The organism is Pseudaminobacter salicylatoxidans (genome assembly GCF_003148475.1).
GTDB lineage: Bacteria > Pseudomonadota > Alphaproteobacteria > Rhizobiales > Rhizobiaceae > Pseudaminobacter > Pseudaminobacter salicylatoxidans.
The window spans coordinates 1-27,000 of record NZ_QGGG01000005.1; the positions used below are offsets into that span (position 1 = coordinate 1).

Here is a 27,000-nt window from a genome sequence, read left to right on the forward strand (position 1 = left end):
AAACCCCGGAAACATCAAAAATGCAAGCAATTACAACATATTAGACAAAACATACCCAAACCCAAACGCAGAATCACAACCAATCCCACCACCAAGCCAAAGATTCGACGCACAGAAGGCTGTGAGAGGTTCCGCGGCAAACTCCGAACGGCTGCAGCGAAAACAAAAAGGGGCGCGGACGGACCGCACCCCTTCTCTCTTAATGAATGAGGCGACAGAGTCAGAATGGATAGTGCCGCGGCCCGTTCTGGATCGTGATCCAGCGCAGTTCGGTAAACTCCGCAATTGCAGCCTTACCGCCGAAGCGGCCATAGCCGGAGGCCTTCACGCCGCCGAAGGGCATCTGGGCCTCGTCATGCACGGTCGGGCCGTTGATATGGCAGATGCCGCTCTCGATCCGGCCCGCCACGTCCATGGCCCGCGAGATATCGCGGCTGAAGACCGCCGAGGACAGACCATACTCGCTGTCATTGGCCACACGCACCGCCTCGTCGACGCCGGACACGCGAATGACCGACACGACCGGCCCGAAGGATTCTTCCGAATAGATGCGCATGGCCGAAGTGACGTTGTCGAGAACGGTGGCCTGCATCACGGTTTCCTGCGATTCGCCGCCGGCGACCACGCGCGCACCCTTGGCCGTGGCATCCTCGACCAGTTCACTGATGCGCTTGACCGCCTCTATATTGACGACCGACCCCAGAATGGTGCCTTCGGCTTTCGGATCGCCCGCCTTCAGCGACCCTGCCTTGGCCGCAAGCTTACCGACGAATTCCTCGGCCACCTTTTCGTCCACGATCAGGCGTTCAGTGGACATGCAGATCTGGCCCTGATTCATGAAGGCGCCGAAGGCAGCGGCATCAACGGCCGCATCGATGTCGGCATCGTCGAGCACCAGGAACGGCGCCTTGCCGCCAAGCTCCAGCAGCGCCGGCTTCAGATGGCGAGCCGCCGTTTCGGCGATGATGCGTCCGACACGGGTGGAGCCGGTGAAGTTCACCCGGCGCACTGCAGGATGCGCGATCAGCTCATTGACAATTTCGGGCGCATCATCCGGCGCATTGGTGATGAAAGACACGACGCCTGCCGGAAGACCGGCCTCCTTCAGTACATCTGCGATAAGTTGGTGCGTAGCCGGGCATAGCTCGGAGGCCTTGAGCACGACGGTGTTGCCGCAGGCGAGCGGCATGGCAATGGACCGCACCCCCAGGATGACGGGCGCGTTCCACGGCGCAATGGCAAGCACCACGCCGACCGGCTGGCGTACGCCCATGGCAAAAGAGCCGGGAACGTCGGAAGGAATGATCTCGCCGCTGATCTGTGTGGTCATGGCACCTGCCTCACGCAACATGTTTGCGGCAAGGGCGGCATTGAAACCGGCCCAACCGGGCGTAGCGCCTGTTTCGGCGGCCATGCGCGCGATGAATTCCGGCGTGCGGGCTTCCATGATCTCGGCAGCCTTCAGGAGATATTTGCGGCGTTCGCCGGGGCCGGTCTTCGACCAGGCCGGGAAAGCGGCGGCGGCGGCGGACACCGCTGCGCGCGCATCGGCCAGCGAAGCGGCAGCGGCACGGCTTGCCTCGCCCTTGCTGATCGGATCGGCGCGCTTGAAGACGCGGCCGTCGCTGGCGTCGCGATACTGATTGTCGATCATCAGCTGGACGTTGAACATTCTTTCTTCCTTTCTTCACATTTGCCGCGCGGCGGCACCATCGCCGGCAAGGCCGAGATAGGCGCGTTGCACCGCGGGGTCGGCCCCCAGATCGGCGGCACTGCCGCCGCCGACGATGTGGCCGTTCTCCATCAGATAGGCACGATCCGCGATTTTCAGACTCGCGCGCGTGTTCTGTTCCACCAGCACGATGCCCGTTCCCTCGTCGGCGATCCGCCGCAGCGTCATGAAAAGCTGCTGCGTGACCACGGGCGCAAGGCCGAGCGAAGGCTCGTCCAGCAGCACGAAATCGGGCGCGGCCATCAGCGCACGGCCGATTGCCAGCATCTGCTGCTCGCCGCCGCTCATGGTGCGGGAAAGCTGGACGTGCCGTTCGCCCAGCCGCGGAAACATGGAAAAAACTTTGGCCAGACGCTCAGGCTCGCCAGCGCGGGCGCGGCGGGCGAAGGCGCCAAGGCGCAGGTTTTCCGCAACGGTCAGGTCGCCGAACAGCCCGCGCCCTTCCGGCACCAGCGAAATCCCCGCCTCCACGATCTCGTGCGGATCGAGCAACGACAGGTCTTTGCCGCCAACCGCTACCTGCGCCTCCATGCCCTTGCCCACCAGCCCGGCAATGGCCTTGAGCAGGCTGGACTTGCCCGCACCGTTGGAGCCGAGGATGGCGACGATCTCGCCCCGGCGCGCTTCCATGTCGATGCCGCGCAAAGCGACATGGCTGCCGTAGGAAACGGTAAGGCCGGCGACAGACAGAACGGTCTCAGTCATCCTCGTCTCCCAGATAGGCGGAGATCACGGCGGGCTCGGCCATAACGGCCGCGGTCTCGCCTGCGGCGATGACGGCACCGGCATTCATGACCACGCAGCGGCTGCACAGGCGCCGGATGGCCGACATGACATGCTCGACCATCAGAATGGTGACGCCTTCGTTGGCAAGCGAGTGGATCAGGTCGATGCCGCCATCGAGTTCTGTGGCGTTGAGCCCCGCAAGCCATTCGTCCAGCAGAAGGAGCCGCGGCGACAGAGCCAGCGCGCGGGCAAGCTCCAGCCGCTTCTGGTCGACATAGGTGAGTTCGGCCGCGAACACCCCTCCCCTGCCACCAAGGCCGACACGCGCAAGCAGCTTCTCGGCCTCGACATTCGCGGAAACACCCCAAAGCGGGTTCTCGCGGAAGGCAAGCCCGGAGATGACGTTTTCACGTACGCTCATGTCGTCGATGACGCGTACCAGCTGGAAAGTTCGGGCAATGCCGCCGCGGGCGATCGCATGCGGGCGACGCCCCGCGATGTCGCGCCCTTCCAGCCGCACCGATCCGGTGTCCGGCTTCAGACTACCGGAGATGAGGTTCATCGTAGTGGTTTTGCCCGAACCATTCGGCCCCAGCAGCCCCATGACCTCGCCTTCGTTGACGCTGAAGGCGGCTTCGCGCACCGCAACCAGCCCACCAAAGCGCTTGGTGAGGCCCGAGACTTCGAGCAGCGCCGTCATTGACGGGCCTCCTTCATCGCAGCCGATGCCCGCTCTTTCCTGCTACGCAGGCCGCGCAGCCTGGCAAGCGCACCCGCCACGCCCTGCGGCAGCAGATAAACGATGAGCATGAAGACGATGCCCAGGATAAGCAGATAGTGGTTGGGGAAATGGGCGTTCAGCCAATCGAACAACAAGGTAAGCGGAATGACCCCGAGCAGCGGCCCCCACAGCCGCTGCACACCGCCCAGCAGCGCCATGATGACGGTCTGGAACGAAACCTGCGGATTGAAGGCGATAGCCGGATCAATATAGGTCCAGCGCGGAGCCATGATCGCGCCGGTTAGCGTCATGAAAAGTGCGCTGAGCACGAAGAGCAGAAGCTTGGCGCGGGTGGTGTCGATGCCGACATGACGCGCCACCATCTCATCGCCACCGATGACGCGCAGCGCAAAGCCAAGCCGCGAGCGGCCGATGAGATAGCCCGACAGGAAGAGCAATGCGGCAACCCCGAGAAGCTGCCAGTAGATGGCCTGCTGATCGATGTCGAGGAACACATAGCGGCCGACCGTGCTGGTAACTTTGACCTCGTACCATGTCACCACCTGGCGGATGAGTTCGGTGAGGCCGAAGGTGAAGATGACGAAGTAGATGCCCGCAAGCCGCAGCGTGGAAAGGCCGACCAGAAGCGCGAGCAGGCAGCCGTTGATTGCGGCCACCAGCATGACGACCGGCCAGGGCAGCACCTCGCCCAGCACCGCCACCGTGTAGGCGCCGACGCCGAAGAAAGCGACGGTGGCGAGCGAGATGTAGCGCGTGGGGCCTGAAAACAGCGCCCAGGCGGTGGCGAGGATCGTGTAGTTGGCGATCGCGATGGCCAGCGACATGCCATAACCATCGACCATGTAGGGAACGAAGGCCAGCGCAGCGAACACCAGCGCGCCCAGGCCGATTGCAATTACGGGTCGGTCGGTCATCGGGCACGCGCTCCGAACAGACCCTGTGGGCGCACGATCAGTACCGCCAGGAAGATTGCGTAGGTGACAGCGATGGTCAGGCCCGGATCGACGAAGGTGGCGACGAAGGATTCAGCAAGTCCGAGGATCAGCCCGGCCACCAGCGCGCCGACGACATTGCCCACACCGCCCATTATGACGACGATGAGCGCCTTCATGGTGAAGACCACGCCGATATTGGCGTTGAACGTGAGAAACATGGAGATCAGTACGCCGCCGGTTGCGGCGATCGCACCGCCAAGCGCAAATGCGGCCGCGGCGACCCGGCGCACGTCGATGGCCACCAGCCCGGCCGCAACCGGATCGACGGCGACGGCACGCATGGCCGTGCCGCTGCGGGTATGCATGAGGAAGGCCCAGGCCGCCAGCGCTACGGCAAGCGCGACCGCCAGCACGATCAGCCGGTTGGCGGCAATCGTCGTGCCGAACAGGTCGACCGGCGTATTGTAATAGGAGTAGCTCGAATAATCGCCGCCGAAGAGCGCGAGCATGATGCCCTGCACGATGAACAGCATGCCGAAGGTCGCCAGAATGCTGTCCACCTCCAGCGCCCCGCGCGAGGGCGCGCGCCGCACCAGCGGCATCAGAAGCAGGCGGTAGATCGCCCAGGACAGCAGGAAGCCGGCAGGCGCCACGACAAGCAGCGCCACCAACGGTGAAATGCCGGCGGATGCAAACAGGACAAGTGCTGCAAAACAGGCCGCGATGACGAACTCGCCATAGGCGAGGTTCATGATCCGGGAGACGCCATATTGCAACGTCAGGCCCATGGCGACGAGCGCATATGTGCCGCCCATGGTCAGCCCGGAGAGAATTGCGTTGGTCAGCATTTTCTATGATCCGAGGCGATGCCGGCGCGGCGGGACGATGGTCAACTCCACCGCGCCGTCCACCGCCTTACTGCGCGGGCCAGGCTGGCTTGGGGAAGACAAGCTTGCCCGCCCCCGGATGATCGGCTGGCTCGAGGCCGACGAACTCGCCATCCTGCCACTGGCCAACGGTGAAGATGTTTGGCACCTGCCGGCTTTTATTGTCGAAGGAAATCTGGCCGAGCACCGTGTCAAAGGTCCCGGTACGCAGCACCTCGTTGACTTTTTCCTTGTCGAGCGTCCCGGCCTTTTCGATTGCCTGCTGCAACGCCTGTAGTCCGGCATAGGTCATGAAGCTCGCCCAACGGTCCGGCTCCTTGCCGACGACTTCCTTGTGCCTGGCGATATAGGCTCTGACCTTCTCGTCGTTGGGATCGATACCGCCGAGGCTGACCACGCCTTCGGCAGCCGCGCCAAACTTGTCTTTATATAGAGGGAAGGCTGTGGCCACGCCGGTATAGAAGAGCTTCGGGTTGAAGTTCAGCACGCGCGCCTGATCGGTGAGACCCAGCGTATCCGGCGGATAGGAGAAGGCGATGAAAACATCCGGATTCAACGCCTTCACCTCGTTGACGATCGGAGCGAGGTCCTGCGTGCCGAGCGGATAGGTCTTGTCGTAGACCAGCTTGAAATCATGTCCCTGCAATGCAGTGCGACCGGCTTTGGCCAGCTCGATACCGAAACCGTCGGCGATGGAAGCCATCGCGACGCTATCGCCGATCCTGCCTTCTTCGCGCAGCTTGACCAGCAGGTCGACCAGCCCTTCGGCGTAGGAGCCGCCGGTGCCCAGAAGCCAGTAGGAATTCGGCCAGCGGGCAGCAAGCTTCGGCGCCATGTCGGTGACCGACGTGCCGGCGATCTGCGGATAGCCGTATTTGTCGAAGATCGGGCCAACCGCCAGATTGTTGGCCGTGCCCCACGGGGTCAGGATGAAATCGACCTTGTCCTGTGTGGCAAGCCGTTCCACCGAGCGCACCGCCTCTTCGGAGCTGGAGCGGTCGTCATATTCGACAACCTCGATCGTCATCTGCCTGTCGCCAACCTTCAGGCCGCCGGCATCGTTGATCTCCTTCACCCACAGTTCGTAGTTGGGGATGGTGGTGGTGGTCGCTCCGCCGGCATTGGCACCGGTCTTGGACACAGCGTAGCCGATGCGAACCGCGTCCTGCGCATAGGCCGCCGACAGCGAGAACGCTGCAAGCGATGCCGCACAGATCATCGAACCAAGATGCTTTCGCAACATCTGCCTCATTCTTTCCTCCCTGGCTTCGCCGCAGACATGATGCGACGGTACCCGCGCGCGACTGGGCGCACGCAAGCGTGACTGCAAATTCTCGGTAGTCTCTCCATCCCGGAAGCGTGCAGGCCATGCCTGCCTTCGGCCGTTCCTCTCAGCCCGCGCGGACCTGTTCCGCGCGCTTCCATGACTGAACGCTAACCCCCTGCCCGGCAGGAGTAAAGTTGCCCGAATTGACGCTTTCAGATATTTTCTTGCCCATTTCGGATAATTGGGCATTTCCGTCATGTTCCAGACCACACCTCTGCCGCTGCTGGCTCAGGCAGACCGTGCGACGCCGACCGTGGCAGCTACCGAATGGCGGCTCAACGCACCGCGCTATGGCGGGCACAGCCACGCATTGGTGCTTACGGAAGGCAAAGCCACAGTACAGCTTTCCAAGGGCCAATTGCGCGCAATCGCCCCCTGTCTGGTGTGGATGCCGCCGGGAGCAGCGCTGACCGTGGCCCTGGATGCCGGAAGCGCCGGCTTCATCGTTTCCTGTTCGGAAAACCTCGTCTCCATGGCGATCTCGGGTGGCCAGCCGTCCGCGCTGCGCGCCACCGCCGACCGCCTGATCCTGGGCGAAATACGGCCGGGCGATGCCGGACAGGTTGCCACGCTCGCCGCAACGGCCGAGACCATTCACCGGGAATTGCGCGCCCCGAAGGAAAGCGGCGTCGAGTTGCTATCGGCCTGCGTGACGATCATGCTGGTCATTGCCCAGCGGCTGTCGCCGCAGCCGGCATTGGCCCAGGCAGACGGCTGGCCAGCTCCGCAACTCCTGCAGCGTTTCATGCAGATGGTGGAGGTGCACTTTCGCGAGCAGTATACGATCCGTCGCTATGCCGACGAGCTTGGCGTGACCGAGCGGCGTCTGCACGACACAGTGGTCAAGGCCACCGGACGCAGCCCGCTGGCGCTGGTCCATGCCCGGCTTCTGGAGGAGGCTCGGGCGCGGCTGGCCGAATCCTCGCTGCCGGTCGCGCAGATCGCCTATGGTCTGGGCTTTCGCGACCCGGCGCATTTCACGCGCTTCTTCGGCAAGGCGGTAGGCCTGTCGCCTCGCCGCTACCGGGCCGGACTACGCGAGGCGAGGAAGGATCGCGAAACCTTCGCCGCCTGGCCGTAAAGGGATTACCGGAGCGCCATGTGGGGCGCTCCGGCGACTTTCGTGTCAGGCCTTGACCTGCTTCAGCGCCTCGTCGAGCGAGGTCTTCAGCGCCGAGATGATTTCATCGACCTGCGCCCTGGTGATGATGAGCGGCGGGCAGAAGGCAAGTGCATCACCCATATTGCGGGAGATCACGCCGTTCTGCTGCAGCAGTCCGTTGGTCAGCGCGCCGAGTGCGCCGGGCTGTCCCCACGGCGCCTTCGTCGCCTTGTCGGCCACCAGCTCGATCGCCGCGATGAGACCAATGCCGCGCACTTCGCCAACCAGTTCGTGCGAGGAAAGCTCGCGCAAACGCTGCTGCATATAGGCACCCACCTCGCGCGCATTGCCGACAAGGTCGCGCTCTTCGATGAGGCGCAGGTTTTCCAACGCCACCGCTGCCGCCACCGGATGGCCACCGGCGGTGAAGCCATGGCCGAAAGTACCGATGCGGTTGCTTTCGTCCGCCAGCGGCTCGAACACCTTGTCGTTGATGAGCAAGGCCGAGATCGGCAGGTAGGACGACGAAAGCTGCTTGGACATCACCATGATGTCGGGCTGCAATCCATAGGTCTGCGAGCCGAACATCTCGCCGGTGCGGCCGAAACCGCAGATCACTTCGTCCGCGATCAGCAGGATGTCGTACTTCTTCAGAACTGCCTGGATCTTTTCCCAGTAGCCGGCCGGCGGCACGACGACGCCACCGGCACCCATGACCGGCTCGCCGATGAAGGCGGCGACGGTTTCAGGGCCTTCGGCCAGGATCAGCTTCTCCAGCTCTTCCGCCAGCCGGGTGGAGAACTGCTCCTCCGTTTCACCCGGCCGCGCCTCGCGCCAGTAATGCGGGCTTGCCGTGTGAAGCACATTGGCGATCGGCAGGTCGAAGGAAATCTGGTTGTTGGGCAGGCCGGTCAGGCTGGCCGAAGCGATGGTGACGCCGTGATAGCCGCGCTGGCGGCTGATGATCTTCTTGCGCTGCGGCTGGCCCAGCGCATTGGAACGATACCAGATCATCTTCATGGCCGTGTCATTGGCCTCGGAACCGGAATTGGTGAAGAACGCCTTGCTCATCGGCACGGGCGCCATCTGCACCAGCTTCTCCGCCAGATCGATCAGCGGCGAGTGCGATTTGTGGGTGAAGCTATGATAATAGGGCAGCTTCGACATCTGCTTCGTGGCCGCGTCGACAAGGCGCTGCTCGGAAAAGCCGACAGCCACGCTCCACAGGCCGGCCATCGCCTCGATGTAACGCTTGCCGCTATTGTCCTCGACATAGATGCCTTCGCCCTTTTCAATAATGAGCGGCCCGGCTTCCTGATGCCGGCGCGCATTGGTGTAGGCGTGGAGATTGTAGCGAATGTCGCGCGCTTCGGGGGAATTGGGCTGGGTGTCCATGATCGGTTCCTGTTGATCCACATCGTCACCACACGAGCGTGCCGGCTTCCCACGTTTCGGGACTGGATGACGCTTGCGAGGCAAAAAGCTTTGCTGTTTGATGCATCATGTATTTTAGCCATTGGCGCGTCAAGCCAGTGCGCACGCGAACGGCATAGAGCATGGACCCGAACTTCGCCCTAGAGGCACTGGAGCACGAAAATCTCGGCAATACCGTTTACGGGCGGATTGCCGACGCCCTGATAAAGGGCCGACTTGCGCCCGATGCGCGGCTGACCATCCGCGATCTGGCGCAATCTCTCGGCACGAGCGTGACGCCGGTGCGCGATGCGATATTGCGTCTGATCCAGGATGGGGCTCTGGTGCAGAAATCCGCGCGCGACGTCCGCGTGCCGAGGATCACCATCCGGCGCTACAAGGAAATCCGGCAAATTCGCCTGGAGCTTGAAGGACTGGCGGCGCGCGAAAGTGCGCTGAAAGCCGATCCTGCCGCAATCGCACGCCTGCGCGACCTTATCGCGCGCAACGAGGCGGCAATCGCCGGCAAGGATTGGCTGGCGGCGCTCGACCTCAACCAGACCTTTCATTTCGCGCTCGCCGAAATCGCCGGCATGCCGGTACTGCGCGGCATACTCTACCGCCTTTGGCTGCAGATGGGACCTCTGATCGCCGAATCCTATCAGGCTGGCGGCCGCATCATGATCGACCATCACTACGCGGTGCTGGATGCAATCGCACGGCGCGATCCCGACGCCGCCGAACAGGCCATTGCGCAGGACATCGGCGACGCGGGCAGGATCATTCTGGAGCGCATGGAACAACGCGAGCCTGAAGCAGCGGCGGAATAGCTCATGGAAAAGGTCGACTGCATCGTTGCCGGCGCCGGCGTCGTGGGGCTGGCAATCGCCCGCGAAGCCGCACGGCGCGGCTGGGAAACGCTGATCCTCGAAGCCGCCGACGCGATCGGCACGGAAACCAGTTCGCGCAATTCCGAGGTCATCCACGCAGGCATTTATTATCCGGCCGGCAGTCTCAAGGCGAAGCTGTGCGTTGAGGGCCGCGACAAGCTCTATACCTATGCGCGCGAACGCGGCATCGCGCATCGCCGCTGCGGCAAGCTGATCGTGGCGACGCAGGAAGGCCAGCAGGCCACGCTGGCCGAAATCGCCAGCAAGGCCAAGGCGTGCGGCGTCACCGACCTTGAAATGCTGAGCGGTGAAAAGGCACGCGAGATGGAGCCGGCACTCAGTTGCACCAGCGCCCTGCTCTCGCCTTCCACCGGCATCATCGACAGCCACGGGCTGATGCTTTCGCTGCTTGGCGAAGCCGAGGAGAACGGCGCAGCACTTGCCCTGAACACATCCGTCGTCTCAGCGCGCGCCGAAGCGCAAGCCATCGTGGTCCAGGCGCGCGACACCACAACCGGAGAAGAGATGGAAATCGCGGCAACGCGCCTCTTCAATGCCGCCGGTCTCGGGGCAAATCGTCTCGCGCGCTCCATTGACGGTCTCGACCCCCGGCATATTCCACCGCTCAATTATGCGCGCGGCAATTATTTCTCGCTTGCACACCGGCCGGTGTTCTCACACCTTATCTATCCGGTTCCGGAACCGGGCGGGCTCGGCGTCCACCTGACTCTCGATCTCAATGGCGGCATGCGCTTCGGCCCCGATGTCGAATGGGTTGACACCATAGATTATCGCGTGGACCCGCGCCGCGCCGACCATTTCTATGGTGAAATCCGCAAATATTGGCCCGACCTTGCCGATGGCGGCCTTCAGCCTGCCTATAGCGGCATTCGCCCCAAGCTCGCCGGGCCGGGCCAACCCAATGCCGATTTCGTCATAGAGGGCGGCGAAACTCATGGCGTTGCCGGCCTCGTGAACCTGTTCGGCATCGAAAGCCCCGGCCTGACCTCCTGCCTCGCCATCGCCGCACATGCGGTCGCCCTGGCACAGTAATCGACCGCCCCGATACACCCGACAACTTGGAAAACGGTATCAGTTCACACACGTAAGTGACCGATTTACTTTGGAATCGTTCCAAAAGATCGTTCTTGTGGAGCCGGCCTTATGGAGTTAAATCCTGACCGCATCCGGAAGCTTTTCCCGGAAGCGAAATCAAACTCCCGAGGCGGCCATGCTGGCTCCATTCCTTATCATGCTGCGCGAAGGCCTCGAGGCAGCGCTTATTACCAGCATCGTCGCCAGCTATCTGCGTCAGACCGGGCGCTATGAATGGATGCCGGCGGTGTGGATCGGCATTTTCCTGGCCGTCGCCCTGTCGCTTTTCGCCGGCACCGGACTTTTGCTCATCAGCGCGGAATTTCCGCAGCGCGCGCAGGAACTGTTCGAAGCGGGCGTCGGCATCGTCGCCGTTTTCGTGCTTGTCTCCATGGTGTTCTGGATGCGCAAGGCATCCGCGTCCATCAAGTCCGAGCTGCATGGCTCCATCGACGCAGCGCTTGCCACCCCCGCAGGCGCGACGTGGGCACTGATCGGAATGGTTTTCATCGCCGTGGCACGCGAGGGTCTGGAATCGGTTTTCTTCCTGCTGGCCATCTTCCAGCAGAGCACCGGCCCGCAGGCGCCACTCGGCGCGCTGGCCGGCGTGCTGGTGGCGGTGGCGCTGGGCTATGCCATCTATCTGGGCGGCGTGAGGATCAATCTGCGCCGTTTCTTCCGCTGGACCGGCATCTTCATCCTCATCGTCGCCGCGGGCATCCTGTCCAGCGCGCTGCGCAACCTGCATGAGGCCGGGCTCTGGAACGGCCTTCAGGCGCGCGTCTACGACCTCAGCGAGATATTGCCGGTGTCGAGCCCGATCGGCACCGTCCTGTCTGGCATCCTCAACTATCAGGATTCGCCGACGGTCGGCGAAGTCATTGTCTATGTCGTATTCCTGGCGGTCACGCTGGTGCTGTTCCTGCGGCCGCTGCCGCAACGCCCCGCCGTGACCGTGCGGACGGCCGGAAACATGCAAGGTTAGGCTGAAACATGTCGGCATCCGAAAAGAGCACGCACAAGGCCCCCTCCTCTGCTCTCATGCGCCTTGCCGCCGCCGGAGCGGGCGTGCTGATGATCGCGGCAGCGGGCGCCTTCTATCATGCGAGCCGGATGACGCAGCCGCAGACGGTGGGCGAAGTCTACCGCGTGGAGGTCGGCGCGCGCGCCTGCGAGCCCAATGCGATCACCGTCGCCGCCGGCCGCAACACCTTCGAGATCCACAATGCTTCCGACCGCCCGGTCGAATGGGAAATCCTGTCGGGTGTCATGGTCGTGGCTGAGCGTGAGAACATCGCACCAGGCTTCAGACAGACGCTGACGGCAAATCTCGCGCCCGGCAGCTACGAGATCACCTGCGGCCTGCTCTCCAATCCACGCGGTACGCTGACGGTCACGCCTTCCGAAGCCTATGCGGCGGCAGCCGCACGCCCGACGCTGAAAGCCTTCATTGGTCCGCTGTCGGAATACAAGGTCTATCTCGCCATGCAGGGGTCGGCGCTGGTGAGTTCCGTCACCGCGCTTGCCGAAGCGATCGAGGCTGGAGACCTGGAACAGGCGCGCAGCCTCTATCAGGCGGCCCGCACGCCTTACAACCGTATCGAGGCGGTGACCGACCGTATCTCCGACCTCAAGAACGCCATTGATCCGGTCGCCGACTATCTCGAAAAGCGCGAAGAAGACCCCGCTTTCACCGGCTTCCACCGCATCGAATACGGTTTGTTTTCAGCGGGCAGCACAGATGGCCTCGCACCGGTCGCTGAAAAGCTGGTTGCCGACGTGACGGCGCTGAAGCAGCGGCTGCGCGAAATGAAGCTGGGGCCGGAAGACCTTGCCAACAGTGCCGCCAACCTGGCGACCCGGCTGGCCGAAGGACCGGCAAGCCATGGTGCAAGCCGTTATGCCGGCACCGACCTTGCCGAACTCAGCGACAATCTCGACGGGCTGGCCAAGATGGCCGGTTTGCTCAAGCCGGTCCTGTCGGAAGCCGCGCCAGACGTGGCCAGGGATGTCGACGAAAAGCTTAGCGCCACGCGAACGGCGCTCGACACGTTCAAGGGGGCCAATGGCTTCCCGACCTTCGACAAGGTCGACGAGGCCGCACGCAAGGCGCTCGCCAAATCCTTCGAGGATCTGGCCGCGGCGCTCTCGCGTATCAATCAGGCTGTCGGATTAGGGTGAAGACGATGAGCAGCAAACCCGGCGGTTGCCCGTTTCAGGCCAGCAGGCGTGACCTGCTGAAGGGGCTTGGCCTCGCGGCCGGTGGCGGCCTCGCTGCCGGCTTCACACAGGACCACGCATTCGCGGCGGAAACCCCATCACATCGGCACGTCACCGACGCGCCCGTGGGGGATGGCGACTTCGATCAGCGCCAGCCATATCTCGGGATCCATCAGGCGGGCATCGTGACGCCGCGCCCGAGTTGCGGAATGATCGCGGCCTTCGATGTGCTCGCGCCCCAACCGGAAGACCTCGAGCGGTTGCTGCGCAAACTGACCGAGCGCATCGCTTTCCTGACCCAGGGCGGCCGGACACCGGAACTGGACCCCAAGCTGCCGCCGTCCGATTCCGGCATTCTCGGCCCCGAGGTCAAGCCGGACAATCTGACCATCACCGTGTCGCTCGGCGCATCCTTCTTCGACGACCGGCCATGGCTTGCTCCTCTCAAGCCGCGCAAGCTCGTGCGCATGACCAGGTTTCCCAACGACGCGCTGGACCGGTCGATCTGCCACGGCGACATCACGCTACAGCTTTGCGCCAACACGCAGGACACCACCATCCATGCCCTGCGCGACATCGTTAAAACCATGTCGGACCAGATGGTGCTGCGCTGGAAGCAGGAGGGCAATGTGCCCGCCATCCAGCCCTCGGCTGACGGCACGGTGCAGAGCGCACGCAATTTCCTGGGTTTCCGCGACGGATCGGCCAATCCCGATTCGGAAGACCACGGGCTGATGAAACGGATTGTCTGGGTCGGCGCAGACAACCGGGAACCGAACTGGGCGACTGGCGGCACCTATCAGGCGGTGCGCATCATCCGCAACTTCGTCGAGCGCTGGGACCGTACGCCACTGGGCGAGCAGGAGCGCATCTTCGGACGGGTGAAGACCACCGGCGCCCCCCTGGGCGGTGGCGAGAGCGAATTCGATGTGCCGGATTATGCGCAAGACCCGGATGGCGGGATCACGCCTCTGGACGCGCATATCCGGCTTGCCAATCCGCGCACGCCCGGCAGCGAGGAAAACCTGATCCTGCGCCGGCCGTTCAACTATTCCAACGGGGTGACGAAGTCCGGGCAGCTCGACCAGGGACTGCTCTTCATCTGCTACCAGGCCGATCTGGAAAAAGGCTTCATCGCCGTACAACGGCGGCTCGATGGCGAACCGCTCGAAGAATATCTGAAGCCGGTCGGCGGTGGCTATTTCTACACCCTTCCCGGCATCATCGACAAAAACGACTATCTCGGCAGCCAGCTCGTGCAAGCCATCGCCGAAAACGCTTCCATGCGCAGCAGCAATCAGGAGTAGGGAAATGCACATGAGACATCTTTTCGCGGCCGGCGCGCTCGCCGTCCTGCTTGCCGGGCCGGCACAAGCGGCTGGCGAACCGAGCCTCGATCTGGTCGAGCCGATCGCCGACTACAAAATTTATGTTTCGGAGAAGCTTCAGAAGCTGGTGGCCGACACCACTGCTTTCACCGATGCCGTCAAGGCAGGCGACATCGACAAGGCCAAGGCGCTTTTCGCCCCGACCCGCATGAGCTACGAAGCCATCGAACCGATCGCCGAGCTGTTCAGCGACCTCGACGCTTCCATCGACTCGCGCGCCGACGACTATGAGCAAGGCGAAAAAGACCCGGCCTTCCCCGGCTTCCATCGCATCGAATACGGCCTGTGGGAGCAGAATTCGACCGAGGGGCTCGCTCCCATCGCCGACAAGCTGCTGGCCGACGTGAAGGATCTGGACAAGCGCATCGCCGACCTGACGCTGCCGCCCGAAACGGTGGTGGGCGGCGCGGCCGTATTGATGGAAGAAGTGGCGGCAACCAAGATCTCGGGCGAGGAAGACCGCTACAGCCACACCGATCTATGGGACTTCAAGGGCAATTTCGATGGTTCGCGCAAGATCTTCGATCTGATGCGTCCGCTGATCGAGGAGAAGGAAGGCGAGTTCGTCACCAAGGTGTCCGGCAATTTCGATACGGTCGAGACAACGCTGGCAAAGTACAAGGCCGGCGATGGCTATGAAACCTACGACAAGCTGAGCGAAGACGACCGCAAGGTTCTGGCCGCCGCCGTCAACACGCTGGCCGAAGACCTCTCGACCCTGCGCGGCAAGCTCGGCCTCGACTGAGCCAGCGACTTCAACCACTGAAACGAGGCCTGGCTGCTCGATTGCAACCGGGCCTTTTCACCATCTGGTGCACTTTGCATGGCGGAACCCCGATGCTCCTCCACGATACGAAGGTAGCAGAGCCATCCGTTTGCGGCGGCTGATCACCGCGCGTAATATTTTGTAAGAATCGCAATTGCATCCTGGCGTCGCATTCAGGCCTGATTTTTACGGCGAGCCTGAGATGATATGCCATGCTGCGGGTTGCTTCGCTTCCTGCAGGCAACATCCATGACGGTCAAATCAGGTGATCGTCTTGGAACCTAAACCGATCGATAACCATATTGATCGCGAAATACGCATTTAGGACAATTTCCGGTGGCAGGTTCCGCCCGCCAGATCGCAGCAGAAAGCCGTTCAATGCATCAGCCGAAACAACGTACTGTCGACAGAATGGGGAAATTCGGACCACTGATGGTTTCCACCCTTCGACAGGAACGCAAGTCCTATCGCGCCGAGACGGCCGTACCGCACGGGGAAGGCCTGCTCATTGCCTCCTACAATGTCCATAAATGCGTCGGCACCGACGGCAGGTTTGATCCGGGACGTATCCTGTCCGTCATCCGCGAGATCAATGCCGATGTGATCGCGCTTCAGGAGGCGGACGAGCGCTTTGGCGAACGTGCGGCTCTTCTCGATCTCGAATCCCTGAAAAGACAAAGCGGCCTTGCCGCCGTTCGCCTGCCGGTACCGCGCAAGGGGCATGGCTGGCATGGCAACGTGGTTCTGGCGCGCGACGCCGAGGTGACAGCAACGCACCAGATCGCCTTGCCCGGAGTGGAACCGCGTGGCGCGCTGATGGTTGATCTGACGCTGCCGGCCGGACCGCTGCGCGTCATCGCCGCTCATCTCGGCCTTTTGCGCCGCTCGCGCGCGCAGCAGGTGGAAGCGCTGCTCTCGGCCGCCCAGGCCAAGGATACCCGCCCAACCCTCCTGATGGGCGACCTCAACGAATGGCGGTTGGGCCGGCGCTCATCGCTGCTCGGCCTGCATCCCGTGTTCGGACCGCTTCACGCCTCGGTGCCGAGTTTTCCGTCGCGCTTTCCGGTGTGGGCGCTCGACCGGGTGCTGGCCAATCCGCATCATCTGGTTTCCAGCGTTGAAATCCACGACACGCCGCTGGCGAGGGTCGCCTCCGACCACCTGCCCATCAAGGCCCGGATCAATCTGAACGCCATGCAGGAACAGACACAGGCCGCCTGACGGCGGACGCAGCCTGCAAATATCGCCCGAGCGCCTCCAACCGCAAGCTGCTACGTACCATATATGCTGAGGCAGCACGTTGAGGCAGGCGGCTTGCTTTTCCGCCAATGTCCTGCGAAACCGCGATGACAGAAGCTCCAGGCACAGCGCGCCCAATTCAGCAAGAACCGGAAAGGTCCGGTCGCGCCAGACCCGGAGCATGAATCAGGGAAGGAACATCATGACCATTGCAATTACCCCCATTGCAAAAGAGACGGCCGATCTGCTTGCCAAGCTTGGCGTCGCGGGCAACACGCTTTCCGGCGGGGAGCTTTCGGTTCACAGTCCTGTGACGCGCGAGCAGATCGCGGCTTTGAGGCAGGTTTCGCCAGCGGCCGCGGCAAGCGCGATCGACAAGGCCGACGCCGCCTTCCGCGCCTGGCGGCTGGTGCCTGGCCCGCGCCGCGGCGAGCTGGTGCGGCTGCTGGGCGAGGAACTGCGCGCCGCCAAGGCCGAGCTTGGCCGGCTGGTCTCGATCGAGGTCGGCAAGATCCCCTCCGAAGGGCTCGGCGAGGTGCAGGAGATGATCGACATCTGCGACTTCGCCGTCGGCCTGTCGCGCCAGCTCTACGGCCTCACCATCGCCACCGAGCGTCCCGGCCACCGCATGATGGAAACCTGGCACCCGCTCGGCGTCGTCGGCGTCATCTCGGCCTTCAACTTCCCGGTCGCGGTGTGGTCGTGGAATGCCGCGCTGGCGCTGGTCTGCGGCGATGCGGTGGTGTGGAAGCCGTCGGAGAAGACGCCGCTGACCGCGCTTGCCTGCGCCGCCATTTTTGCCCGCGCGGTCAAGCGCTTCGGTGCCGATGCGCCCGACGGCCTGCTCACCGTGCTGATCGGCGACCGCGCCGTCGGCGAGGTGCTGGTCGATCATCCGAAGGTGCCGCTGGTCTCGGCCACCGGCTCGACGCGCATGGGCCGCGAGGTCGGCCCGCGGCTGGCCAAACGCTTCGCCCGCGCGGTGCTGGAGCTGGGCGGCAACAATGCCGGCATCGTCTGCCCGTCGGCCGATCTCGACATGGCGCTGAGAGCGATCGCCTTCGGCGCCATGGGCACCGCCGGCCAGCGCTGCACGACGCTGCGCCGCCTGTTCGTGCATGATAGCGTCTACGACCAGATCGTGCCGCGGCTGAAACGGGCCTATGAGAGCGTGTCGGTCGGCAATCCACTGGAGACCGGCGCGCTGGTCGGGCCGCTGATCGACAAGGCTGCCTTCGACAACATGCAAAAGGCGCTGGAACAGGCCCGGGCCAATGGCGGCACGGTGACCGGCGGCACCCGCTTCGACAGCGGCCACCAGGATGCCTGGTATGTGCACCCGGCGATCGTCGAGATGCCCGCGCAGGTCGCGCCGGTGACGGAAGAGACCTTCGCGCCGATCCTCTATGTCATGAGATATTCCGACTTCGACGCGGTGCTGGCGCTGCACAATGCGGTGGGGGCCGGCCTGTCGTCGTCGATCTTCACGCGCGACCTGCAAGAAGCCGAACGCTTCCTCGGCGCCGACGGTTCCGACTGCGGCATCGCCAATGTCAACATCGGCACTTCGGGTGCCGAGATCGGCGGTGCCTTCGGCGGCGAGAAGGAGACCGGCGGCGGCCGCGAGAGCGGCTCCGACGCCTGGAAGGCCTATATGCGCCGCGCCACCAACACCATCAACTATTCCAACGCCCTGCCGCTCGCCCAGGGCGTCTCCTTCGATATCGACTGACCGGAAAGCCCCCGCGAAGCATAGACTCGCGGCGGTCTGCATCGATCAAAATTTCGGGACCGCTCCAAATCACGGGTCGGTCCCGAATTTGTTTTAAGCTTCCCCGGCGGCAGTCCTGCCCACGACATAGCCGAATGTCAGTGCCGGCCCCAGCGTGATTCCGGCGCCCGGATAGGCGCCTGCCATGATGGAATTCATATCGTTGCCGCAGGCATAGAGCCCCGCGATCACATTGCCCTCCCCGTCACGAACCTGACCCCTGCCATTTACCGCAAGGCCCATCGAGGTCCCGATATCGCCCGGATAAATCTCGATCGCATAATAGGGCGGATTATCGAGCGGCCGCAGGCACGCATTGGGCTTCTGCTCCGCGTCGCCCAGGTAGGTCTGGTAAGCGGTCGAGCCCTTGCCGAAGGCCGTATCATGTCCCTGCGCGGCATCCGCATTGAAGGCGCGGATCGTGGCTTCAAGCTGATCGGCAACGATACCCGTGACGGATGCCAACTCAGCGACGCTGCGTCCCCGCTTCAGATAACCAGACTTGAGATATGGCCCGACCCGACCCGGAAACGCCGGGACCGCACCCAGGCCATAGCGACGCAGCGCGCGGTGATCGCACACCAGCCAGGCGGACTTCCTGTTTTCCGATTCCAGCTTGCCAATGAGGCCCTGGACGAAATCGTGATAGGAGCGCGCCTCATTGGTGAAGCGCTTTCCGTCATGTCCCACGGCAATCACGCCGGGCTTGGCCCGATCGAGGAACAGATGCGGGAAAGGACGCTTGCTCCCATCCGCATTGGGCAATAGCGAAACCGGCGTCCAGAAACCGCCATTGTTGTTGCTGGTCACGAATTCCGCGCCGATGGCTTCGGCCGCTTCAATCGAGCCGCCGGTTCCGGCCGTCGGGGACATGGAATAGTGCGGAAGCCCTTTCGCGACATGATGGAAGCTGCGCGCACGGCGCTTCGTATCGTGCGGAAAACCGCCGGAAGCCAGCACAACCCCCTTTGCAGCCGCGATATCCCTGAAGCCGCCCGGCCCCTTCACCCGCGCTCCGGTGATGCGGCCTTCAGCATCCTGCTCCAGCCCCACCAGTTCGGTGTCCAGAAGCAGAGGGATCTTCAGCGAAAACACCGTCTCGGCAAGCCGGCCGGCAATGGCTGCGCCCAGAACCAGACGCGTCGTGCGACCGTGGACCAGCCGGTCCTTGGCATAGCGCATCACCACGCGGGTGGCGTAGACGGCCGAATTGAAAGACCGCGACATCCTGAGAAAATGGCCGATGTCGAAGCGGTTGAGCATCATGCCGCCAAGCAGCGTGAAATCGGCGATCGGCGGCCGCAGGCGGGCCAGATTGGCACCCAGCCTGGACCCGTCGTAATCTTCCGCATCGATGACACGGCCGCCCATTGCCGCGCCCGGCTGATCGGAATGATAGTCCGGCGAATAGGGACGGTGGGTGAACTTCAGCGCGGTGTTGTCATGGAAGAAGCCGATGGCTTCGGGGCCGTTTTCCAGAAATGCATCGACGACCTCGGCATTGAACCGGTTTCCGGTCTCGCCTTCGATGTAGCGCCGGGCTTCCGCGCGGTCGTCCTTCATGCCGCCCGCCCGCATGATGGGATTGTCGGGGATCCAGATAGCTCCGCCCGAAACCGCGGTGGAGCCGCCGAAATAGGATGACTTCTCGATGATGACAGGCTTCAGGCCAGAATGCGCGGCGGTGATTGCGGCCGCCATGCCGGCGGCACCGGAACCGACCACGAGAAGATCGCATTGATCGGGAACCATCGTCATATCATGCCTCCGGGCGCGGGTAGCGGCCCATCGCCCAACCGCCATCGACGGCCAGCACCTGACCGGAAATGAAGCTCGCCTCGTCGCTGGCGAGGAAACGGATCGCCCGCGCAATGTCTTCGGGCTTGCCCACGCGACGAAGCGGGCACTGGTCAATCATAATCGCCCGGCGCCATGTTTCTGTGCGAATGCGCTCGGCGGTCAGAGGTGTTTCGATAAGACCGGGCGCCACGGCGTTGACACGGATTCCCTCAGGCCCATAGTCGGTCGCCATCTGTCGCGTCAGGCCCGCCACGGCTGCCTTGCTGGCCGAATAACCCGAGCTGTTTTGCGCGCCGATCTCGGCGAAGATCGAAGCCGTGTTGACGATCGCGCCACCGCCGGTCTGACGCATGCGGCCGACCGCCCACCTGGACAGGCGAAACAGACCGAGCACATTGACATCGAAATAGGCGCTGAACTCCTCATCCGACGTGTCGAGCGCGGATTTCCCCCGAGCGATGCCGGCATTGTTGATCAGCACGTTGAGCGTGAGGCCGCGTGCGTCGAAGAGCTGATCGAGTGCATCAATGAGGCGCGCATCGGTGACGTCACCGGCCAGGGGCACCACGGCCTCGTAGCGCCCGGCCAATGCCGTCACGCCCTCGGACGACACATCCACTGCCACCACCGTTGCACCTACGGCGAGCAATGCCTCGGCCGTGGCAAGACCGATCCCCTGACCCGCGCCGGTCACCACAACCGTGAGTCCTTCGAAATTGGCCGGTGTCAGATTCATTTCATTCTCCTTCAGAACGCAGCCGTGCCGCCAACGGAGCGACCGCCATCGACCAACAAAACCTGCCCGGTGATGAAGCCAGCCAGCGGGCTGGCGAAGAAAGCGGCCGCGTGGGCAATGTCCTCCGGCTTTCCAAGGAGACCCGTCGGCTGCTGCGCGCGCAATGCATCAAGGCCGGCGTCCGAACGGGCACGCAGCATTTCCGTTTCGATCACGCCCGGCGCGATCGCATTGACGGCGATCCGGCGCGGCGCAAGTTCCAGCGCCAGCGCTCGGGTGAAGCCGGCAACAGCGGCCTTGGACGACACGTAATGCGCATAATGCCGCGCGCCGAGCGCCGCACGCGAGGCCAGATTCACGATGCGCGCACCATCCGCCATCTTGCGGGCCGCCTGCTGGCACAGCGTGAACATGGCGACCAGGTTCACCTCGTACATGCGTCGGAAATCGTCGGCCTTCAGTTCATCGAACGCGATCACGTTGAAGATACCCGCGTTGTTGACCAGAACCTCCAGGTTTTCGGCCTTGTCGATTATCGCCTGGGTGGCGGCTTCATCGGTGATGTCGAGCACCTCGACACGCGCCGCCAAACCCCTTTGCGTGATCTGCCTTGCAGTCTCTTGTGCTTGCGCCTCGTCGCGGTCGGCCACGATCACCAGATACCCTTCGGACGCCAGACGGTGCGCAATAGCCCGCCCGATCCCCGAGCCCGCGCCGGTGACGATTGCAGAGGGAGATTGAAGCTCGGACATGCGTAGATTTCCTCGGGCGACTGGCATGGCCGGTCGCTCACTGCTATTTCGGTTTTGCTGGAAAGAAGCCGGCTTTGCCGGCATGGGGAACGGGCGCAGGAGCCACAGCCCCCGCGCCCGGCATCTCAGTTCAGGCCGAACGTGTTTTCATCAAGCTTTGAATAGAGATTTTCCTTGACGATCCTGGCCACCGCATCGGGATCAGTGCGATCGACATCGGCCATCAGTCCCGACCACTTCTTCTGCAGTTCAAGGAAGTTGGCAATGACATCGCTCGGGTCCTCGATCTTGCGCTCGGCCATCGAACGCTTGGGCAGTTCGGCGATCATGCTCGTCTTGAACTTGTCCAGCGCCGCGACCATGTCGGGATTGGCCTCGGTGATCTTCAGGCCGCGCTCTTCCGACCCCTTGAGCGCGTTTGCCACGCCAACATGGTAGGCCACCTGCGAACGGGCGAGGCCGATCGCGGTCTCATCAAGCAGGATGCGGCGGTTTTCAGGGGACAGGCCGGACCAGAAATCCTTGTTGTAGACATAGGTCGCGCCGACGACCACGCCCATCGGCAGCAGATTTACGGTCTTGGCCACTTCCCAGAACTTGTTGCCCTTGTCGAGGTTGGTCGGGTCGGTCATCGTGCAGTCGAGCGAGCCGCGCTCAAGGCCTGAATAGACGTCGGCGATCGGCACCGAAACCGGAACGGCCTTCAGCGACTGCACCCAGGCTGTCTGGGCGGTCCCGGCCGTGCGGATTTTCAAACCTTCCGCCGAAGCGGGATCGGTGATCTCTTTCATGCAGACGAAGTTGTAGACCGGGGTCGCATATCCGCCGACGAAGACGCCGCCGTTCTTGTTCCACTCGGCCCGGACCTTTTCATTCGTCAGTCCAAGTTCGGTCCAGGCAAAGGCTGCCGCGAAGTCATCATCGGAAACGAAGACCAGATCGTTGACGACGTTGTTGAGCGGCAGTTCTGATGGGTTGTAAGGCGGATAAACGATGCCGAGTTGCGCCACGCCATCACCGATGCCCTGCATGGTGGTGGGTGCCGGAACCAGCGAACCGCTCGAATAGATTTCGAAATCCACGCTGCCTTTCGACGCTTCCTTCACGTCGGCAGCGAACTTCTGATAGGGAAATTCGTTGAGGATATGGGCCGGCGTCATCCAGTTCGTTGCCTGGAACGTTTCGGCCTGAGCCATTCCGCTGGTCAGTGCCACCGATGCCACGGCAGTCATAAGCAATCTTTTCATTGTCTCTCTCCCGTCGAATGAGGTTTCAATTGGTGAAGCTTCCTAGCGCTCAGCGCATTTCCATGAGGCTGGGCAGCCAGAGCGAGATGAATGGGAACGCGATCAGGAGGCCGAGCGTGACCAGATCGGCCAGCACGAACCACGATACGCCCTTGAAGATCGTCCCGAGCGAGACCCGCGATCCCATGGAAGATTTGATGACAAACACATTCATTCCCACCGGCGGCGATACCAGACCGAGCTCCAGAAGCTTGATGGTCAGGACGCCGAACCAGATCATGTTGACGTCATGGGACAGCAGCAGCGGACCGAGCACCGGCAGCGTCAGGAGCATGATCGAGATGCTTTCCAGGAATGCCCCCAGCGCAAGGAACAGAAGGCACACGAGCAGTATGACCGTCAGCGTGCTGTAGCCATCGAAGAAGCCCATGACCCAGGTGGGAATGGTAGCCAGCGCCACGAAACGGGCGAACAGCGCAGCGCCCAGTACGATGATGAAGATCGTAGAACTGCCGGCAGCCGTGTCGACCAGAGCCTTGCGGACAATCGGGAACGACAGGCGACCGCGCACCAGCGCAATCATGAAGGCGAGAAACGCGCCGGCGGCTCCGGCCTCGGTTGCTGTGAAAACGCCGGTGAAGATACCGCCCATGACGCCGGCGATGAGCACGGGCAAAGGCCACGCATCGGCGATGAGTGCGCGTTTTTCCTCCCGCGTCACGTCCACCTTCGTGGCCGGAGCAAGGTTCGGGTTGAAATAACAGCGCACCGTGATCAACAGGATGAACATGATGGCCGTCAGGATGCCCGGCACGATGCCAGCGACGAACAGGGTGCTGATGGACGTATCCATGAGCAGGCCGAAGACGATCATCAGCACGCTGGGCGGAATGAGGGCGCCGAGCGTTCCAGCCGCGGCAACGGAGCCGGTCGCCAGACCCGGATTGTATTTCGCGTCCAGCATCTCGGGCACCGCAATGCGCGAGAAGGCGGCGGCAGTCGCAACCGAAGAGCCGGAAGCAGAAGCGAACAGCGCACTTGCAACAACCGTGGAGGACGCAAGCCCGCCGGGAATACGCGCGAGCAGGATGCGGGCCGCGCCGAACAGGCCGCGGGTCAGACCCGCTTCGACCGCGATGAAGCCCATCAGTAGGAACATCGGGATCGCGGAAAGATTCCAGTCGCCGATCAGATGGAAAGGAACCGCCTTCGCGATACCAACGGCAGGCCTCCACCCCATCATGCCCCAAATGCCGACGAATGCCACGCCGCCCATTGCAGCCCCGATCGGCACCCTGATGCCGATCAGCGCAAGCACTGCGAACAGGCCCATGAAGCCAATTTCAATACGTTCCATGATCCGACCTCAGATCTGCTCGGCAGCGGCGGAAGAGTCGACGATCCTGACACGGTCGCCGGAGAAGATTTTCAGCAGGAGAACCAGGACGGCGAGCGCCAGACCGATGGGCAGCATGAACTTTGCCGGCCACACGACGACGCGCCAGATGCCGTCAACGGTTTCGGAAATCTGCCAGGCGCGAACCGCGATGTCCCACGAAAACCACCCGAGACCGAGATAGAAGGCCAGCGTCACCAGGTGCGCGAACACCCGCATCACATGCTGCACCTTTTTGGATGCCATTTCGAAAAACAGATCGACGGCAATCGCCGAATTGGTCGCTTCGACCCATGCCAGCGTCAGGAAAACGCCGGCAATCATGTAGTAGTTGGCCACGACCTCGGCCGTGCTCGGCACCGGCGCATGAAAAAGATACTTGCCGATGACGTCCGCCATGACGTGAAACATCATCAAGAGCATCGCAAAACCGGCGAGCCATGCCAAAGCCTGCGTCAGATAGCTGATGAGCCTGACCATTGATCCTCCCTTCCAGGCCTGCGCCGGTTCGAAAACCGCCTCAAGCCGCTCGATGCATCACTGCATCCGATAACCGCCATTCACGTCGATGACAGCGCCGGTGATGTAGGCCGCATCCGGCCCCATCAGGAACGACACGGCTCCCGCCACATCCTCCGACGTACCGATCCGCTGAAGCGGAATGTTGCCGGTGACGGCGCAGTCATCTTCAGGCGAGAGCGACTGCCGCAACATCGGCGCGTCGATCAGGCCGGGTGCCACCGCATTGACCGTCACGCCGCGATGGGCCGCCTCGCGCGCACCGGCCTTGACGAGGCCCATAACCGCGCTTTTCGAGGCGATGTAAGCCGAACTGGAGCGATAGCCGCCCAGCTGGGCCGCCACCGATGCAAAACCGATGAACCTGCCATTAGCGATGTCGCGCCTGTTGGCGCCACGCAGATATTCACGCAGCAGCAGGAACGTACCCGTGCTGTTGACACGCTGAGTGAGATCCCAGTCCTTCAATTCCATGTCCGTGATGAGCGGGCGATTGCCATCGGGTGCAAACAACAAAATGCCGGCAGCCGCAACCACGGCGTCGATCGGTGCACCGAGATTTTCAGCTTCGGCAAAGCCGGCTATCACCTGGGCTTCATTCGATACATCGAGAGCAATAGCGCGATGCCCCTCGCCCGCCACATCGGCCAGCGATGCCTCGGCCGCCTCCAGTTTCAGGTCGGCTGCGAGAACACGGAATCCGTCGCTCGCCAGACGCTTCACCACTGCCCTACCAATGCCGCCGGCCGCACCCGTGACAAGACACACACCATTCATGAAACGCAATTCCTCCACGTTCATTGCATAAACAATGAACACATTATGGCGCTTTCGTAAACATATTTTTTTGTATATAGATGTTATTGGATAAATTATGTGCAAGAGCGACCAGTCAGCTCAACATCCGGGGAACAGGGCGCGCAACATCCATGGCGGAAGAGCAAAACTCCCACACCAGTTCCGAGCAGGTGCTCGCGCGCTTGCGTGAAGTGATCCTGAGCGGAGAATTGCGCCCCGGAGAAAAGCTGCATCAGGACAGGCTGGCCGAGATGCTCGGCGTATCGCGCACGCCTCTGCGCACCGCGCTCACCGCACTGACGCAGTCCGGGCTTGTCGTCTATGAGGCCAATCGCGGGTTTCGCGTTCGCGAATTCTCCTTCGTGGATGTGCTGGCCGCCTTTCGCGTGCGTGCGGAAATGGAGGCGCTGGCCTGCAAGCTCGCCGCGCCGCGCATTTCCGAGGCCGACATCGCCTGTCTCCATGAGATGGTTGCGCTAGGCGACAGGCTGATTGAGGACGGCACGTTGCAGACGGAACGACTGCCGGCCTATCGCCAGATGAATGTGGATTTCCACACCACGGTGCTGCAGGCCTCCGGCAACAAATGGATCGAGAATTTCATCGACCAGTTGCACAATGTCCCGCTCGCCTCGGACCGCCTGATCATGTGGCACGACTACGGTGTGATCAGGCGATCGCATGACGACCATCGTCGCATAGCCACTCAACTGGCGGCGCGCGATGGCGATCGCGCGGCGGGCATCATGTACGAGCACATCTCGTTCGCCGCCGACCACCTGGTCGAGCACCTGAAGCGAAGCCCGGAAGATTTCATCCGCGTCCCCGTAGGCGACGTAGACGACATCGACCCCAAACCCCGCTCAAAAACACGGAGGAAAAAGCAATCGTGACCTTGAGACTATTCCATTCCCCAGCCTCGCCTTATGTGCGCAAGGTCATGGTGACGGCAATCGAGCGCGGCGTGGAAGACCGCATCGAACTGCTTCCTTCGGCCGCCGGCCCGGTGAAGCGTGACCAGACCATCGTGCGCCATAACCCTTCCGGCAAGGTGCCGAGCGCGCTTCTGGAAAACGACCAGCCGCTTTTCGACAGCCGCGTCATCTGCGCTTATGTCGACAGCCTCGCATCGTCCGGCGCTTCGGTCTATCCGCAGGACCAGCGCCGCTTCAAGGTGCTGATGCTGGAAGCGCTCGCCGATTCCATCCTCGACGCCTGCCTGCTGTGCCGCTACGAGCGGGTGATGCGCCCCGCGGAACTGCAGTGGGACGACTGGTACAACGGCCAGATGGAGAAGATCGATTCAGGCCTGGACGACCTGGAAAGCCGCTGGTTCGATGACATCGTCGGCGAATTCCATGCCGGGTCGATCGCCGCGGCCTGTACGCTCGGTTATCTCGACTTCCGGTTCGGCGACAAGGACTGGCGCTTGAGTCATCCGAAACTGGCGGCATGGTTTGCCGAAGTCTCCGGGCGCCCCTCCATGGAAAAGACTTTCCCGAAGGGCTGATCCACAAAA

General features: G+C 62.7%; 25 protein-coding genes. 11 read left to right on the forward strand and 14 right to left on the reverse strand.

Going from position 1 to position 27,000, the window contains the following annotated elements:
• Positions 1-220: 220 nt before the first annotated feature.
• The 6 genes from C7441_RS08275 to C7441_RS08300 form a co-directional block, all read right to left on the reverse strand.
• On the reverse strand, positions 221-1,672 hold the full coding sequence (locus tag C7441_RS08275) for an aldehyde dehydrogenase (RefSeq protein ID WP_109612465.1): 1,452 nt from the start codon (positions 1,670-1,672) through the stop codon (positions 221-223).
• A 15-nt stretch (positions 1,673-1,687) separates the two neighbouring features.
• A complete protein-coding gene (locus C7441_RS08280; RefSeq protein WP_109612466.1) occupies positions 1,688-2,437 on the reverse strand; it encodes an ABC transporter ATP-binding protein in 750 nt (249 codons plus the stop codon).
• Positions 2,430-3,158: an ABC transporter ATP-binding protein gene (locus C7441_RS08285; protein WP_109612467.1), complete on the reverse strand. Its 729-nt coding sequence runs from the start codon at positions 3,156-3,158 to the stop codon at positions 2,430-2,432. Before C7441_RS08285 ends, C7441_RS08280 begins: the two co-directional genes overlap by 8 nt.
• Positions 3,155-4,114, reverse strand: coding sequence for a branched-chain amino acid ABC transporter permease (locus C7441_RS08290; protein ID WP_109612468.1), 960 nt, complete (start codon positions 4,112-4,114; stop codon positions 3,155-3,157). The genes C7441_RS08285 and C7441_RS08290 overlap by 4 nt, the downstream gene beginning before the upstream one ends.
• Positions 4,111-4,983: a branched-chain amino acid ABC transporter permease gene (locus C7441_RS08295; RefSeq protein ID WP_109612469.1), complete on the reverse strand. Its 873-nt coding sequence runs from the start codon at positions 4,981-4,983 to the stop codon at positions 4,111-4,113. Before C7441_RS08295 ends, C7441_RS08290 begins: the two co-directional genes overlap by 4 nt.
• A 67-nt stretch (positions 4,984-5,050) precedes the next feature.
• On the reverse strand, positions 5,051-6,274 hold the full coding sequence (locus C7441_RS08300) for an amino acid ABC transporter substrate-binding protein (RefSeq protein WP_109612470.1): 1,224 nt from the start codon (positions 6,272-6,274) through the stop codon (positions 5,051-5,053).
• Between the two features lie 271 nt (positions 6,275-6,545).
• Here C7441_RS08300 and C7441_RS08305 point away from each other — a divergent pair, with 271 nt between their 5' ends.
• Complete coding sequence (locus tag C7441_RS08305) at positions 6,546-7,430, forward strand: helix-turn-helix domain-containing protein (RefSeq protein ID WP_146201440.1); 885 nt, start codon at positions 6,546-6,548, stop codon at positions 7,428-7,430.
• 45 nt (positions 7,431-7,475) lie between these two features.
• On the opposite strand, the gene C7441_RS08310 is transcribed toward C7441_RS08305, so the two are convergent.
• The gene (locus tag C7441_RS08310; RefSeq protein ID WP_109612472.1) at positions 7,476-8,846 is read right to left on the reverse strand and encodes an aspartate aminotransferase family protein; all 1,371 of its coding nucleotides are present in this window, start codon (positions 8,844-8,846) and stop codon (positions 7,476-7,478) included.
• A 161-nt stretch (positions 8,847-9,007) separates the two neighbouring features.
• On the opposite strand from C7441_RS08310, the gene C7441_RS08315 reads away from it, so the two are divergent.
• The 8 genes from C7441_RS08315 to amaB all read left to right on the forward strand — a co-directional run bounded on the left by C7441_RS08315 (position 9,008) and on the right by amaB (position 18,194).
• Entirely contained in the window at positions 9,008-9,694 is a 687-nt protein-coding gene (locus C7441_RS08315; protein ID WP_109612473.1) for a GntR family transcriptional regulator, read from the forward strand.
• A 3-nt stretch (positions 9,695-9,697) separates the two neighbouring features.
• The gene (locus C7441_RS08320; protein ID WP_109612474.1) at positions 9,698-10,807 is read left to right on the forward strand and encodes an NAD(P)/FAD-dependent oxidoreductase; all 1,110 of its coding nucleotides are present in this window, start codon (positions 9,698-9,700) and stop codon (positions 10,805-10,807) included.
• Positions 10,808-10,985: 178 nt separating this feature from the next.
• Positions 10,986-11,834: an iron uptake transporter permease EfeU gene (gene efeU, locus C7441_RS08325; RefSeq protein WP_109612475.1), complete on the forward strand. Its 849-nt coding sequence runs from the start codon at positions 10,986-10,988 to the stop codon at positions 11,832-11,834.
• Positions 11,835-11,842: 8 nt separating this feature from the next.
• The gene (gene efeO / locus C7441_RS08330) at positions 11,843-13,030 is read left to right on the forward strand and encodes an iron uptake system protein EfeO (RefSeq protein ID WP_109612476.1); all 1,188 of its coding nucleotides are present in this window, start codon (positions 11,843-11,845) and stop codon (positions 13,028-13,030) included.
• Between the two features lie 5 nt (positions 13,031-13,035).
• Positions 13,036-14,376 (forward strand): iron uptake transporter deferrochelatase/peroxidase subunit, encoded by a 1,341-nt coding sequence (gene efeB / locus C7441_RS08335; RefSeq protein WP_109612691.1) that lies wholly within the window; start codon positions 13,036-13,038, stop codon positions 14,374-14,376.
• Between the two features lie 4 nt (positions 14,377-14,380).
• On the forward strand, positions 14,381-15,202 hold the full coding sequence (gene efeO, locus C7441_RS08340; protein WP_109612477.1) for an iron uptake system protein EfeO: 822 nt from the start codon (positions 14,381-14,383) through the stop codon (positions 15,200-15,202).
• Between the two features lie 453 nt (positions 15,203-15,655).
• Positions 15,656-16,444 carry an endonuclease/exonuclease/phosphatase family protein gene (locus C7441_RS08345; protein WP_019171592.1) on the forward strand — a complete coding sequence of 263 codons (789 nt, stop codon included), beginning with the start codon at positions 15,656-15,658 and terminating at the stop codon, positions 16,442-16,444.
• Between the two features lie 220 nt (positions 16,445-16,664).
• Positions 16,665-18,194, forward strand: a complete 1,530-nt coding sequence (amaB, locus tag C7441_RS08350) for an L-piperidine-6-carboxylate dehydrogenase (protein ID WP_109612479.1) — start codon at positions 16,665-16,667, stop codon at positions 18,192-18,194.
• Between the two features lie 93 nt (positions 18,195-18,287).
• On the opposite strand, the gene C7441_RS08355 is transcribed toward amaB, so the two are convergent.
• The 7 genes from C7441_RS08355 to C7441_RS08385 form a co-directional block, all read right to left on the reverse strand.
• On the reverse strand, positions 18,288-19,991 hold the full coding sequence (locus tag C7441_RS08355; RefSeq protein ID WP_109612480.1) for an FAD-binding protein: 1,704 nt from the start codon (positions 19,989-19,991) through the stop codon (positions 18,288-18,290).
• Between the two features lies 1 nt (position 19,992).
• Positions 19,993-20,769 carry an SDR family NAD(P)-dependent oxidoreductase gene (locus C7441_RS08360; RefSeq protein WP_109612481.1) on the reverse strand — a complete coding sequence of 259 codons (777 nt, stop codon included), beginning with the start codon at positions 20,767-20,769 and terminating at the stop codon, positions 19,993-19,995.
• A gap of 11 nt (positions 20,770-20,780) precedes the next feature.
• Positions 20,781-21,521, reverse strand: coding sequence for an SDR family NAD(P)-dependent oxidoreductase (locus C7441_RS08365; protein WP_109612482.1), 741 nt, complete (start codon positions 21,519-21,521; stop codon positions 20,781-20,783).
• A 125-nt stretch (positions 21,522-21,646) separates the two neighbouring features.
• Positions 21,647-22,768: a C4-dicarboxylate TRAP transporter substrate-binding protein gene (locus tag C7441_RS08370; RefSeq protein ID WP_170125051.1), complete on the reverse strand. Its 1,122-nt coding sequence runs from the start codon at positions 22,766-22,768 to the stop codon at positions 21,647-21,649.
• A 49-nt stretch (positions 22,769-22,817) separates the two neighbouring features.
• Positions 22,818-24,125, reverse strand: coding sequence for a TRAP transporter large permease (locus C7441_RS08375; protein WP_019171599.1), 1,308 nt, complete (start codon positions 24,123-24,125; stop codon positions 22,818-22,820).
• A 9-nt stretch (positions 24,126-24,134) separates the two neighbouring features.
• On the reverse strand, positions 24,135-24,644 hold the full coding sequence (locus C7441_RS08380) for a TRAP transporter small permease subunit (RefSeq protein ID WP_109612483.1): 510 nt from the start codon (positions 24,642-24,644) through the stop codon (positions 24,135-24,137).
• A gap of 57 nt (positions 24,645-24,701) precedes the next feature.
• Complete coding sequence (locus C7441_RS08385) at positions 24,702-25,460, reverse strand: SDR family NAD(P)-dependent oxidoreductase (RefSeq protein ID WP_109612693.1); 759 nt, start codon at positions 25,458-25,460, stop codon at positions 24,702-24,704.
• Positions 25,461-25,612: 152 nt separating this feature from the next.
• On the opposite strand from C7441_RS08385, the gene C7441_RS08390 reads away from it, so the two are divergent.
• Positions 25,613-26,374, forward strand: coding sequence for a GntR family transcriptional regulator (locus C7441_RS08390; RefSeq protein WP_109612484.1), 762 nt, complete (start codon positions 25,613-25,615; stop codon positions 26,372-26,374).
• Positions 26,371-26,991, forward strand: a complete 621-nt coding sequence (locus C7441_RS08395; RefSeq protein ID WP_244916084.1) for a glutathione S-transferase — start codon at positions 26,371-26,373, stop codon at positions 26,989-26,991. Before C7441_RS08390 ends, C7441_RS08395 begins: the two co-directional genes overlap by 4 nt.
• Positions 26,992-27,000 lie beyond the last annotated feature (9 nt).